Source organism: Pseudomonas sp. TE3911 (assembly GCF_054062775.1).
The window spans coordinates 4,776,620-4,790,552 of sequence record NZ_JBSSFP010000001.1 but is presented as its reverse complement, the minus strand read 5'-3'; the positions used below and the strand labels follow the sequence as shown (position 1 = coordinate 4,790,552).

Here is a 13,933-nt window from a genome sequence, read left to right as displayed (position 1 = left end):
CTCACCTTTGCATCCAGACAATATGGCCCGACACACCGTACGCCTCGCCGATTTCCGTAGCTTGCCCAGCCCGGTCTACTTCCGTTATTCCGACTTTGCCCCTGACACCGAGTGCACGCCGCACCAGCACTTCTGGGGCTCGCTGGATTACTCCGCCAGCGGTGTGATGCGCATGGAAGTGGCCGGTAACCGCTTTATGTCGCCGCCGCAGTACGCGGTCTGGATCCCGCCCAATACTGAGCACAGCTCCTACAACGCCCAGGCGATTGTCTATCACTCGGTCGGCCTGGCCCCCGAGCTCTGCGAGCAACTGCCACAACAGCCATGCACACTGGCGATCAGCGACATTCTCAAGGCGATCCTGCGCGACTTCGCCCGGCGTGACGTGAATATTCCGCATTCCGAAGCCGATATCCGCCTGGCCCAAGTATTGGTGGATCAACTGCGGCAGGCACCGATCCACGACGGTTTCCTGCCCTACGCCCGCCGCCCAGGGCTGCTTGGCGTCCTGGAAGGCATGCAGGCCGACCCCGGCGATAACCGCCCGCTGGCGCAATGGGCTGAACAGGTGCATGTGAGCGAGCGCACCCTGGCGCGCCAGTTTGTGCGCGAGTTGGGCATGAGCTTCGGTGAATGGCGCCAGCGTCTGCGCTACTTGGCGGCCATCGAAGCCCTCGACAGCGAACGCAGCGTGCAGCAGGTGGCGTTCGACCTCGGCTACAGCACCGCCTCGGCGTTTATCGCGATGTTTCAGCGCCATGCTGGCTGCACGCCGGAGCAGTACCGCCGGACGAATATTCGCTGTGGATGAAGATGTAACAGGCTTTGACTACACTGCGGATAGGCCATGCCCATCGGCGTGGTAACAGGGAGAAAACTCCATGAAGATGCTGCGTATTCCGTTATTGATGATGGGCTTGCTGCTGTGTTCCCAAGGCTTTGCCGCCACTGCCCAGCAAAACAAAATGACCACCTGCAATGCTGAGGCCACCACCAAGACGCTCAAGGGCGACGAGCGCAAGGCGTTCATGAAAACCTGCCTGTCGGCCCCGGCTGCCAATGACGCCAAGACCCTGACGCCGCAGCAGCAGAAGATGAAGGATTGCAATGCGTCGGCGAAAACCAAAGCGCTGACCGGCGATGCGCGCAAGACGTTCATGAGCACCTGCCTCAAAGGTTGATCACGATTTCGTCGGTGCTGAAGATTAAATGTGGGAGGGGAGGTGCCCCTCTCACACTTGATCGCATTCACAACCTATCCACTCGCTTGATTCTCTGAAGGCTGGCAGACTGCCCATCCTTTAACGCCGTTCGTTTTGAGGCTGTATGCCAACGTTTTCTCAGCGTCATGTGTTGTTGCTGGCCAGCTACATCATCATTTTCGGCGGACTGCTGCTGGTGCTGCCGCTGAAATTGCTGCCCAGCCTGCTGGCCGGTTTGTTGGTCTATGAACTGGTCAACATGCTCACCCCCCAACTGCAACGGCTGATCGAAGGCCGCCGCGCGCGCTGGCTGGCAGTGGCGTTGCTCGGGACCCTGATTGTCAGCGTGCTTGCGCTGATCTTCGCCGGCGCCATTAGCTTCCTGCTCCACGAAGCGGAAAATCCCGGGGCTTCCCTCGACAAATTCATGGGCGTGGTCGACCGCGCGCGGGGCCAACTTCCGCCATTCCTCGACGCCTACCTGCCGGCCAGCGCCGCCGAATTCCGTGTGGCCATCGGTGAGTGGCTGAGCAAACACCTGAGCGAGCTGCAACTGGTGGGCAAAGACGCCGCGCACATGTTCGTCACCCTGCTGATCGGCATGGTGCTCGGCGCGATCATCGCCCTGCAGCGCGTGCCTGACCTGACCAAGCGCAAGCCCCTGGCGGCGGCGCTGTTCGACCGCCTGCACCTGCTGGTCCAGGCCTTTCGCAACATCGTCTTCGCTCAGATCAAGATCGCCGCGCTCAACACCGCCTTCACCGCCATATTCCTCGCCGTGGTGCTGCCGCTGTGTGGCATTCACCTGCCGCTGACCAAAACCCTGATCGTGCTGACCTTCCTGCTCGGCCTGCTGCCGGTGATCGGCAACCTGATGTCCAACACCCTGATCACCATCGTCGCGCTGTCGCTGTCGATCTGGGTGGCAGTGGCGGCGTTGGGCTATTTAATCGTGATCCACAAGGTCGAGTACTTCCTCAATGCGCGCATTGTTGGCGGGCAGATCAGTGCCAAGTCGTGGGAATTGCTGCTCGCGATGTTGGTGTTTGAAGCCGCATTCGGTCTGCCGGGCGTGGTGGCAGGGCCGATCTACTATGCGTATCTGAAGAGTGAGCTGAAACTCGGTGGGATGGTTTGATTTACTAAGGTGAACGACCCTACCTACGCTGCGCGAACGGCAGAGTTGAGCACGGTAGTGCAGTCGTCACCACTGCCAAGGCCTGATCAATGATGCGGCACGCTGTAATTATCTAACCCTCAATAGGCAGGACCCGCTGATAGCGTTTGATTTAACTAACGCGAACAGAAGGACTGCATTTGATGGGTGATTCCAGTACTGATAACGATGGTAGCGGAACGACTGCCAGTGATGGCTCCGGTGTTAGCAACGACTACATAAATATCGTGGCGTCTGCTGTTCCTTCATTTTTGTTAAACGCGCCCGCGCAGACTTTAAAAACATTCGGGGGGATGACTCCTCAGCTGCCCGAGTGGTGGACGTCTTCCTCGCCCGCTGAGCGTGCGACGGCTGCGAGCTATGCCGCGCTGAGCATCGAGGCGCACAGCGCTTACGTTCGCATCATGGCTGATGTGCAGGCGATTAATGATTTCGCTGCACCACTGTTAACGCAGGAAATCAAAAAAATCTTTGGCCTGGATCTGGATGTCAATCAGGTCTGGTTGGAGCTTTATACCCATGCCAGTTTTTTCAGTAACCCAAAAATCGAGTGTTTTACCCTGTTGCAAGCTGCGCTGCATAATTTTGAGGCCTCTGAAGGAAGAGCGGGGGCTTTCTATATCAGCGAGTTTTTTAACTACGGGAAGAAAGTAGGTATTCGCCAAAAAATCCAGGGGCTGACGATCGAGAAATTTGTAGCCTTATGTCGGGATCTGGATCTGGGTGCAAAGTACCAACAGCACATAAAGGACGCACTAGGCTGGAGCGATCCTGAGAAGCTGGAGGCCGAAAAAGATGCCTTTATCCGCTATCAGAAAGCATCGCTTAAAACCGCGAGTTACATCGCGCTGTTAAAAACAGATATTCAGGCGAAACACTATCAAGCTCTGCTTGCCCTTATCGACCAACAGCAAGAGGTTGCAGTAGACGGCCACCCGCTGTGGTTGCGCGGTTTGAACTTCATGGGAATGAACCTGAACGGTTGTGTGGTGTTTGAGATCGTTGAGAAAAGCCAGAGTTTGCCAGTGAAGGTGATCTGGCCATTCTTGGACAGCGAGTCAGAGTCCGGCTTCATTGTTTACATCCCTGATGATCCTGATCATCCCGTAAAGCATTACTCTTCCCTGGCGCAGCTCAAGGCGCAGATGAAGACGCAATTTCTGCGAAAAGCCCCAGCAGCAAAGCCTTCCACTGCAGCGCCCTCTGACTATCAGCTGTTTTTCAGTCGGTTTGTCGCCTTTGAAGATCGCCCAGCCTTTTTCAATTACTTCACCGAACGAGTACCTGGGCAATCCCCACGTCACGCGCCGGTGCTGCGGCAAAAAGAGCAGTTGGACTTTCTCTTGCAGTTCCGGCCCATGGGGACATCTCTGGATATCTGGGAAGAAGGCCTGGACCTGTGGGCTTGCCTCTACCGGCAGTGGCGACAAAGGGGGCTGGCCGATGCGAGACGTCAGGCAGTCCCCACTGAAGATGCGGATGCGAAGAGTCGCAGGGAGTGGATTGCCCAGTTGCTGGAAGACCTCATGGCCGTGATCGGCGTTGCTGCCTTTGCTGTGCCTGCGCTTGGCGTAGTACTGCTGGGGGCGACGGCGGTCAAGCTGATGAATGAGGTGCTGGAAGGTATCGAGGACTTGTCCGTGGGGGACAAGGTGATGGGCTGGGCACACATTGTCGGTGTGGTTAACGCCCTGGTCGAGGTTACTGTCACCGGTCTGGCGCTCAGTTACGTCGTGCCCGAAGAAATGAATATGTTCCGCCGTGTCACGTCTCCAGATGGGCGCATTCGTTTACAGAAGGTCGCTATCCCCGCCTCCAGCGAGGAGGGGCATATCACGTATACGTCGTCTGAGCCGACCCCTGACCTGCCTGCGCAGGTTGAGCCTGCGCTTGAAGCGCCCATCCCAGTAGACGAGCCTGCCGAGGTCACCCCTCTTGGGTACCGGGAGTACGCAGTAGATCAGTCCACGATCTCGACGCTTACACCCAGCGCCCAGGGCATCTATCGGACGGCTGATGGCCAACAGTTTTATATCCGGGACGTAAGAGGTGATGGTCGAGAGCAGGTGTACCAGATCCGCGATAACTTCAGGATAGAGGCCGACATTTTTGATGTGAACGTCGTCGATGCTCAAACCAACCGGCAGACAGGTTACTGGTTGCGGCGAGTAGGTCCCGACCAATGGGAGTCCATCGGGTTGAAGGGCGGCGTCGAGCCTCACCGTTTGATAACGGGGGATGACGTCCGTGATTGGAGCGAGTTATCTGAAGTCGACCGTTCTGCCAACTTAATGCGCAAGTTTGCCAGGCAGCGCGGACTGTTCTATCCCACCTTGAGACGTTACGTATTAGCGGACGGATCTACCACGCCTGAGGGGGTGGCATTTCTCGACAATGAGCACGCAGTGCGTACCAGTGTTACCGCCGAGCATTTGTCTGCATGGGAGCGACTGTCACCCAGGGAGCGGCATGAGTTGACTCGTGAGGGTTTTGCGAATCAGTACTTGATTGAGCCAGATGCTCTCATGCTGCATATCGCTCAGGATGGCTCGATCAACGACATAGGGAGAGTACTGCTCAAACATGCCGGCGGTGGTGCCTATACAAGCATTACTCGTGAGCATCTCAGTGAATGGAAAACGCTGTATGAAACCCCCGGCAGCCAATTGATGGCCCGTGATTTTGCCACGCGGCATAACCTCAACCCGATCATGTGGGGCGATTACGTAAAGCAAGATGGCAGTTTTACCAAGCAAGGTATGACCGAGCTTATTTTCGAACGGGCTAACTATGATCCGCTGACCGAGGCTCATCTGGACAAGTGGTACCGTTTGCAAAGCAAGGAGGGTCAAACGGTATCGTCCAGTGAGTTTGTTCAACGCAACAATATCGACCCATTGGAGTGGGCGCGCCACGTGAGGGCAAACGGTAAGTTCACGTTGATCGGAAAAAACCGCCTGATCTTTGGTGAACCGGGGCAGTTGCCCGCCAATCCCCTCAATCCCGAAAGCCTTGAGACGCGGATATTCACGGCACGCAAAAGCTCCAGAGTCCCCGTCAAACGTCCTGCGCAGGGCCCGCTCTCACCGCAGATCAAGGTGCCCAGGCGCGAGCCGACGGTGGCTAATGAGAGCAAAGATGCAACGCTTCTCCTTGAGCATGAAATCAATAACGACCTGCCCATCCTGCAAGATCCGAGCGATGTCACGCGCAGTTTGACCGCAGAACTGGAGGGTGAGGTTGACCAGATTGAAGTGACTTACTGGAACAGTTTGCTCGACGAGTTCGGGACGCAGGAACGCCTGAGATGGTCTGAAAAAATAACCCAGGATGTTCGAAATTGGATTCGAGATGAGGGGCGTCACGCCGCGCGTTTCTTAGGCAAGCTACTGGCCAGGAAGATGACGGATGGCCCTGATCGAGGGCTGTCGGTCGTTGCGCTACGCAGGATTCGCAGGTTTGAGGTGCTGGGGCCTTATTCAGGAAAGTTGCATCAAGGCGATCCGACGCTGATGAAGGAGATTGCAGCCAAGGGGCGCCGGCCGGTGGAGACTTACTCGTTTCAGAGCTTTTCCAATGACGGAACACTAAGCGCTCATGGCAGTGGCAATATCCTTAGCCTGATCAACAGCCCGGCTGCCCCAGGGCAAGTACCAGTAGGCGAGCAAAATGTGGGGAGTATCTACGTCGGTCGTTACATGACGTTTTTTGTGGCCTGGCGGGATATTGAGGAGGGCGAGGAGTTGCTGCTGGACTATGGACCTTTCTATAAGTGGGACTGACCCGGGATAAGCGGTCAGGGATGCGTGCTTGCTCACGATGACGAGAGGCCGTCGACTGGCCGATCGCTGTTGCGAGCAAGCACGCAGGGCGCGGGTGTTGATCAGTTCCCGTACCGCTTGCTCGCCTCAATCGCCAGACCGCTGCCGATGCTGCCAAAGATATTGCCTTCCACATGCTGCGCATTCGGCAGCATCGCCGAGATGCGGTGGCGCAGCGCCGGAATGCCGCTGGAACCACCGGTAAAGAACACCGTGTCCACTTGCGCCACGGTCACGGAAGCGTCGTTGAGCAGTTGCGTCACGCTGCCGCGCACACGCTCCAGCAGGGCGTCGATGGACGATTCGAACAGCGCCCGGCTCAAGTCGACGCTCAGGCCCGCTTCGATACGGTCCAGCGCCACATGGCGGCTGTCTGCGTGGGTCAGCTGGATCTTGGTTTCTTCCACTTCCATCGCCAGCCAGTGCCCGGCGCGCTGTTCGATCAACTTGAACAGGCGGTCGATGCCGCCGGTGTCTTCGATGTCATAGCGCATGCTGCCCAGGGCCAGCTGGGATTTTTGCGAGTACACCGAGTTGATGGTGTGCCAGGTCGCCAGGTTCATGTGGTGACTGGTGGGCATGTAGGCGCCACTTTTCATACGGCTGCCGTAGCCGAACAGCGGCATCATGCCTTGCAGGCTCAGTTGCTTATCGAAGTCGGTACCGCCGATATGCACGCCGCCGGTGGCGAGGATGTCGTCGTGGCGGTTGTCGTTGTGACGGCGGTCGGGCGACAGGCGCACCAGGGAGAAGTCGGACGTACCCCCGCCGATGTCGACGATCAGTACCAACTCTTCTTTCTCGATGGTGGACTCGTAGTCGAACGCGGCCGCAATTGGTTCGTACTGGAACGAGATGTCCTTGAAGCCGATCTTGCGCGCCACATCCACCAGAGTGTTTTCCGCTTCCTGGTCGGCCATCGGATCGTCATCGACAAAGAACACCGGGCGGCCCAGCACCACTTCTTCGAACTCGCGGCCGGCGTTGGCTTCGGCGCGGCTCTTGAGCTGGCCGATAAACAGTGCCAGCAGGTCGGTGAACGGCATTGCCGTGCCCAGCACGCTGGTGTCGTGCTTGATCAGCTTGGAACCCAGCAGGCTCTTGAGCGAGCGCATCAGGCGGCCTTCGTAGTTTTCCAGGTACTCGTGCAGCGCCAGGCGACCGTATACCGGACGGCGCTCCTCGAAGTTGAAGAACACCACCGACGGCAGGGTGATCTTGTCGTCCTCCAGCGCGATAAGCGTCTCCTCGCCGGGGCGGATCCAGCCGACGGTGGAGTTGGACGTGCCAAAGTCGATACCACAAGCACGGGCTGGGGATGGGTTTTTCATGTCTATCGGGTTCCGGTCGAAAAACGGCCGCGCAGTGTATGCCAGTCGAAGGCGGATGCGTAGGCCGACCATCCGTTAAATCGTGCTTGAAAGTGTGGGATTTGCCCCCACATCTGGTGCATACGGCAAGTGCCGATAAAACTCTGACGTACCCCCAGGCCACAAGACTCAACAGGTGCAAAGCAGCGCACGTTGTGCCCAGGGCTGTGCGATCTCGATGAAGGATGGTGAACCGCCGATGGATTTCAAAGACTACTACAAGATATTGGGTGTCGAGCCGAGCGCCGATGACAAGGAAATCAAGGCCGCCTATCGCAAACTCGCGCGTAAATATCACCCCGATGTGAGCAAGGAAAAAGACGCCGAAGCCAAGTTCAAGGACGCGTCCGAAGCCTATGAAGCGCTCAAGAGCGCCGATAAGCGCGCCGAATACGATGAACTGCGCAAATACGGCCAGCACGGCCAGCCGTTCCAGGGGCCACCGGGCTGGCAGAGCCGTGGCGGCTTTGGCGGCGGCGGGCAGGGCGAGGACTTTTCGGACTTCTTCAGTTCGATCTTCGGTAACCGTGGCGATGCTTTCGGCGGCGGCCAGCGCCGTCCGGCCGGGCGCAAAGGCCAGGATGTCGAGATGCAACTGACGGTGTCGCTTGAAGAAACGCTGTCCACCGAGTCCAAGCAGATCAGCTTCCAGGTGCCGCAATACGACGCCTCGGGCCGGCATGTGAGCAATACCACCAAGAGCCTGAACGTGAAGATCCCCGCCGGTGTGACCGACGGCGAGCGCATCCGCCTCAAGGCGCAGGGCGCGCCGGGCATCGGCGGTGGGGCCAACGGCGATCTGTACCTGATCATCAAGTTTGCGCCCCATAGCAAGTTTGAAGTGGATGGCGAAAACCTGATCATCAACCTGCCGCTGGCGCCGTGGGAACTGGCGCTGGGCACTGAAGTGGCCGTACCGACGCTGACCGGCAAAATCAACCTCAAGGTGCCGGCGGGCAGCCAGAACGGCCAGCGCATGCGCGCCAAGGGCCACGGTTTGCTGAACAAGGCGGGCCAGCGCGGTTACCTGTTCGTGCAGCTCAAGGCTGTGATGCCCAAAGCTGCCGACGACGAGGTCAAGGCCTTGTGGCAGGCGCTGGCGGAGAAAGCCGCGTTCAACCCGCGCGAACAGTTCTGAACTGACGCAAAAGCGCCAAACGGCACAACTATATGTGCCTTTTGGCGCAAGGGCGTTCGATAGGCTGAGGGCTTAATTCCTGGCCACGGATGAGCCCAAATGCCAAACATACCTTCGCCCGCTTTTTCCTCGCCCGGCTATAGCGGAGTGCATTACGACTTCCTGAAAAGCCGCGTCCCTTCCTGGTTTCTGCAGGCGCCCAAGCAGCGCCAGCAAGAGTTGGCCGACCACTCGCTGCAACTGCCGGATTGGTACCTGAAAGCCGACTCGGCAGGTCGAGCCAGCCTCGCGGTCGCTCACACCCGCTTTCGCGACGCTCAGCGCGACCTCGAAGACAACCTTGCCCGCATTGACGACGTGCTCGATTTCGCCGAGCCGCTGCTTAAAGCGCAGATTCAGCAACGTTTCAACATGGACCTGGATGTCAGGCAGGTGTACTTCGCCCGCAAGTACACCCCCGGAAAAGAGCAAGCTGCCTTTGGTGGATTTTTTACCGTCGATCAAACCAGCAGTCCGGATGCCAATTACCGTTATCGCGGCGTAACACTGCTTGAAGCCGCCCTGGCCAACTTCGAGCCTTCTGAAGAACAACCCTTGAGTTGCCGCGATTGCTCGATCATCACTCGATTCAGCGCGTTCGAAGGGGAGGTGATCCCGGGGTTCGACGTTCTGCAGGATCAGGCCGTGGCCATCCTGCCCCACGAGTTTGCCCAGCTGTGTCGCTCGTTGAACGTGGGTAAGTTGTATCAGGAGCATCTCAAGGCGGTGCTTGAGCCGCAGGATCAAACCCAGCGCACCGCATTGGAGAACCAATTGCATGCGCACCAACGCCAGCAATTTACCCTGAGTCTCGATATTGCCAGCCGGCAACGGTTGGCTGACGCCAACGGGAGAGCGGGTGTGAGTGCCAGCGCACGGCGGATGCTCGATCAGGTGCTCAGCGGCTCGCGCAACGCTTACCTCGATGGCAGCCCGGTCACGTTTGCGGCGTTGAAAATCTTCGGCATTGTGCTCGTCGGGCCATTGCTGATCGGGCCAGAGCGCCTGAGCAGTGTCGATGCCGAGCGGGTGGTGGTGTATATCCCCAACGATCCGCAGCAGCCGATGCGCGAATATGCCTCCGGCGACGCGTTCATGGCCGATTTGAGAGCGCGCCTGCACAGCATCGCCTACCGCCGTTTCTTCAGCCAGTTCATCCCCGTGCAGCATCAAGGTGAGTTCTTTCAGCAACTCAACAAGCTCTATCAACCAAAGGAAAGCGACGACACGCAGACGGATTTCGTACTGCAAGCCGAGCCCGCCAGATTGCCGATCGAAGCGTTCGAGATCACCGGTGACGTGTGGATCGAACAGCGTCAGGCCCATATGCGCAAGCTGCTCAGCGATGCCAGGGCGGTGGCCGTGCCCACCGGCGACGAGGACGCGCAGGCGCGGGCCAGGCGCATGGCAGGTTTCCTGGACGCGGTGCTCAATGTATTCAACCTGGCGGCGTTTGTGGTGCCGGGGCTTGGACCGATCATGCTGGCGGTGGGCGCTGGGCAGATGATGACTGACGTGTTCCATGGCATCGAGGCGTATGAACAGGGTGAAATCAAAGAGATGTGGCGCTGCTTTTCCTCGGTAGCGCTCAATGCCGCATTTTTTGCCGCGGGCGCTGCGGTATTGCCGCATGTTCAATGGTCGGGCCAGGTCGAAAGCCTGAGAAACGTACGCCTGCCCACAGGCGGGAAGACCCTTTGGCGTCCACGACTCGACGGTTATGAACTACCGGATTACGAGCCGCAGGGGCAAGCAGACGAGCACGGCGTGTATCGCCAGAATGGACAACCGGTGCTCGCTATTGAGGGCAAGCATTACCGTATTGTCGAGGACGCCACCACCGGGCATTACCGTATCCAGCACCCGACGCGAGCAGAGGCCTACCAGCCGTTGCTGCGCCACAACAACCAGGGCGGGTGGCTGCATGAGGCCGACCGGCCCCAGGAGTGGACAGGGGCGACGCTGATGCGGCGTATCGGCCCTGCGATGGAGGGCTTCAGCGACGAGGAGCTTGAGCAGATCCGTCAGGTCAGCGATGTCCATGAGGATCAGTTGCGCCGAATCCACGCGCAGAGTGAGCCGGTGCCGGCGGTGTTGCTGGACACCGCGCAGCAATTTCGCGCCTACGGGCAGGCGAAGGAACTCAACCGGCAGATCACGGCTGGACGTCTGTCTGCCGAGTTGACCGGTTATGCCGCCAGCCTGGTCACAGAGCTTGCCCATTGGCCGGCCAGCACGGGTATTGAAGTGTTGGGAGAGGACGGGCTCGACACTTCGGCGGTGCGCTACGGCAACCGGCTGGCGACGGGGCGGGACCTGATCCGGATCAGCCGTGCCGAGCTGATGCAGGGCCAGCTGTCCAGGCGCATTGTCGAGCACCTCAGCCACGAACAGTTAACGCCACTGTTGGGTGAGCGTATAGGGCTCGACACCCCGTCGCGTGCGGCGGAATTGACTCGCCGACTGGCGGAGTATGCGGCCACCCAGCACACCCGGCTGTTCAAAAGCCTGTACAGCGAGCGCCTTGCGCCTAAAAGCCCCGCCGTGCAGGTTTTGCAGCGCGACTTCAAGCGCTTGCCGAGCCTGATCGCCCAGGAACTGCTGGACTCGGCTTCCCCCAAAGAGCTGGAATTCATCACTGCCAAGGGGCGACTCCCCTTACGGCTGGCCGAAGAGGCGCGCAAGCTGCAGGCGCAGATGCGTCTGTTGCACGCTTATGAAGGGTTGTATCTGGAGCGGTTGGACAACCCGGATACCGAAACCCTGGTGCTGCACTCCCTGGAAAACCTGCCCGGCTGGCATGACAACATCCGGCTTGAAGTGCGCGAGGGTTCGTTCGATGGCAGCTTGCGCGCGGTGTTTGGCGCCGAGGATGCAGGCCAGCGCAAAGTGCTGGCGCGTGTGGCTGATGGGCTTTATCAACCCTTCGATGAAGAGGGCAATGAACTACACGGTACCGACAGCTTGTATAGAGCGTTGCAGCACGCCTTGCCCGATGCCCATCGCAATGCGATTAGCCTGCCCCATGTCGGCCAAGGTGATCAGTTGCATGCGTTGGTCATTCAGCGGGCGCTGCCACGGGATGCCTTAAGCAACGCCTTGCGCATTGCGCCGCGGAACAAGCCGTTCTTCAGGTTCCCGCAGCGCGCACCGAGCGGCCAGCCGGGCTATCCGTTGAGCGGACGCGGGGTGGGCGGAGTTGAGGGCACTTTCCGTCGTCGGCTGCGAACGCTTTACCCCAGTTTGACGGAGGAGCAGGTTGAGGCCTTTCTGCAGGACCGCAGCCTCACCGACGACGCCTGGCTGCGTGCGTTGGAGCGTGATTTCGCACACCTTGAAGCGACGTTTTACAACTGGCTTTTGGAGGGGCCGAAAACGCCGTCGATTTTGCGCGCACGGTATCGGATTGTGGATGCCATCATGAACGCCTGGAGAATGACCGGCGAGCTGGACATCGATCCCCTCGGTAACGTGCTAGGGCAGCGGATCAAACTGCGAGGCGGCGCTCGCGACCAGCAGCGGATGCTCGGGGCGCAGTTGGCAACCCTGCCAGAGCTGCCAGGCAACTTCGATCATGTCACCAACCTGCAGGTGACCCGGTGCGACCTGACCGACCAGGGCGCGCGTTTTCTGTCGGCGTTCCGCAGAGTGCGGCTGTTGGACCTGAGCGAAAATCGTTTGACTGTCCTGCCGCCCGCCCTTGCGAACATGCCGTTCATGGAAGGGCTGGACCTGGCCGATAACGCCTTGGTTCTGACGGCAGAGACCGCGCAGCATATCAACAATATGACCCGACTGATTTCGCTGACACTGGCCGGTAACCCCATCGGTGAATGGTTGAACCTCAAGCGTCTGCGTTTTCTGCAATGGCTGGAACTGGCGGGTTGCGGTTTGAAGGCACTGCCCGCAGGCCTTTTCGCCCACCCCAGGCCGCGAGGTTTTGTTCTGGACCTGACGGGTAATCCGATCACTGAAATGCCTGATGTGGCGCCGGGCTCGGACAGGGCAGAGACCATCGCCAGAATCGTGGTGACCCGTGAGTTGTTGGCGCCTGAGGCACTCGATCGGCTCAAGCTCTATATAGAGTCCATCGGGATGGATGCCGGGCGACGTTTTCCCCCCAGGGGCGTGCAGGACAGCGCCCATTGGATGGCTGGCCTGACGCAAGAGGAGTGGGTGGTGAAAGCCCGCTACTGGGACGCGGTCGAGGAGCTCGAAGGCAGCGAGCCGTTTTTCAATGAACTGCGCAAACTGAACGAATCTTCCGATGCGGGAACGCCTGAATACAGGAACGATTTGACAGCCAAGGTGTGGCGCATGATCGAGGCCATGCATGAAGACAGTGTGCTGTGTGACACCTTGTTCAAAATGGCCGCTGCACCCACCACGTGTGTCGACGCCGGGGCCCAGTTGTTCAATGCTATGGGCGGGGAGGTGCTGGTGTCCCAAGCCAACGCAATTCCCAATGTCGAGCTGAAAAAGATCGAACTGCTGGACCTGGCCAGGGGGCGCGCAAGGCTCCATGAGTTGGGCCGGATCGCTCAAGCGAGAGTCAACGAACTGCTCGCGCAGGGTCGCAATTTTCCTCAATACGACGCGCAGGGTGAGTTGGTGCGGCAGTACGACGCCCAGGGAAATGCGCTGCGCAGCATCGACGAAGTCGAGATATACCTGGCCTATGCCACACGGCTGGCCGGGCGTCTGGATTTACCCTGGCAGTCCAAGAGCATGATGTTCAACGAGCCGGATGTCACAAGCGCGATGGTGGACGAGGCTTACCTGCGTGTGCGGGCGTTGGAGGAAGGCGACCAGCTACGCAACCAGATCGTGGAGGAATCCTTTTGGGCCAACTTCGTCGAGTCGTTGAACCCCGAACCCTTCAAGGTGCTGCAGGTCAGGGGCGATGACTTGATCAGTTTGCAGGTCGCCCAACAGGAATGGGCGAATGACGGCGATCTTTCGCCGCAGCAAAAGCAAGCGCTGCGCGAGACGATCGATACCACGGTGCTGGCGCTGGGCAAATCGTCGGTGAACTCCGTGCCGGGGCACGTGATGAGTGACGAGGAGTATTTCTCCGACATCAGCGCCTTGCAAAAGGAGCGCTTGCAACTGCTCTACACCATGACCGATCAAATCATGGGCCGCAGCCCGCAACCCGCTCAGGGCAGCGAAGCTTGAGCCCATGA

At 59.0% G+C, this 13,933-nt stretch carries 7 protein-coding genes; 6 read left to right on the top strand and 1 reads right to left on the bottom strand.

The annotated features are described in order from the left end of the window. Positions 1-22 precede the first annotated feature (22 nt). The 4 genes from ACVWXD_RS21775 to ACVWXD_RS21760 all read left to right on the top strand — a co-directional run bounded on the left by ACVWXD_RS21775 (position 23) and on the right by ACVWXD_RS21760 (position 6,161). On the top strand, positions 23-811 hold the full coding sequence (locus ACVWXD_RS21775) for an AraC family transcriptional regulator (RefSeq protein ID WP_032890562.1): 789 nt from the start codon (positions 23-25) through the stop codon (positions 809-811). 70 nt (positions 812-881) lie between these two features. Further along, positions 882-1,181: a PsiF family protein gene (locus ACVWXD_RS21770; protein WP_017849707.1), complete on the top strand. Its 300-nt coding sequence runs from the start codon at positions 882-884 to the stop codon at positions 1,179-1,181. A 145-nt stretch (positions 1,182-1,326) separates the two neighbouring features. Next, on the top strand, positions 1,327-2,340 hold the full coding sequence (locus ACVWXD_RS21765; protein WP_032890564.1) for an AI-2E family transporter: 1,014 nt from the start codon (positions 1,327-1,329) through the stop codon (positions 2,338-2,340). Between the two features lie 182 nt (positions 2,341-2,522). Beyond that, complete coding sequence (locus ACVWXD_RS21760; RefSeq protein ID WP_181644085.1) at positions 2,523-6,161, top strand: dermonecrotic toxin domain-containing protein; 3,639 nt, start codon at positions 2,523-2,525, stop codon at positions 6,159-6,161. A gap of 101 nt (positions 6,162-6,262) precedes the next feature. On the opposite strand, the gene ACVWXD_RS21755 is transcribed toward ACVWXD_RS21760, so the two are convergent. Continuing rightward, a complete protein-coding gene (locus tag ACVWXD_RS21755) occupies positions 6,263-7,531 on the bottom strand; it encodes an Hsp70 family protein (RefSeq protein ID WP_181644084.1) in 1,269 nt (422 codons plus the stop codon). Between the two features lie 238 nt (positions 7,532-7,769). Here ACVWXD_RS21755 and ACVWXD_RS21750 point away from each other — a divergent pair, with 238 nt between their 5' ends. Further along, the gene (locus ACVWXD_RS21750; RefSeq protein WP_032890568.1) at positions 7,770-8,708 is read left to right on the top strand and encodes a DnaJ C-terminal domain-containing protein; all 939 of its coding nucleotides are present in this window, start codon (positions 7,770-7,772) and stop codon (positions 8,706-8,708) included. 99 nt (positions 8,709-8,807) lie between these two features. Next, positions 8,808-13,925 (top strand): dermonecrotic toxin domain-containing protein, encoded by a 5,118-nt coding sequence (locus tag ACVWXD_RS21745; RefSeq protein ID WP_457371314.1) that lies wholly within the window; start codon positions 8,808-8,810, stop codon positions 13,923-13,925. The last annotated feature ends 8 nt before the right edge of the window (positions 13,926-13,933 follow it).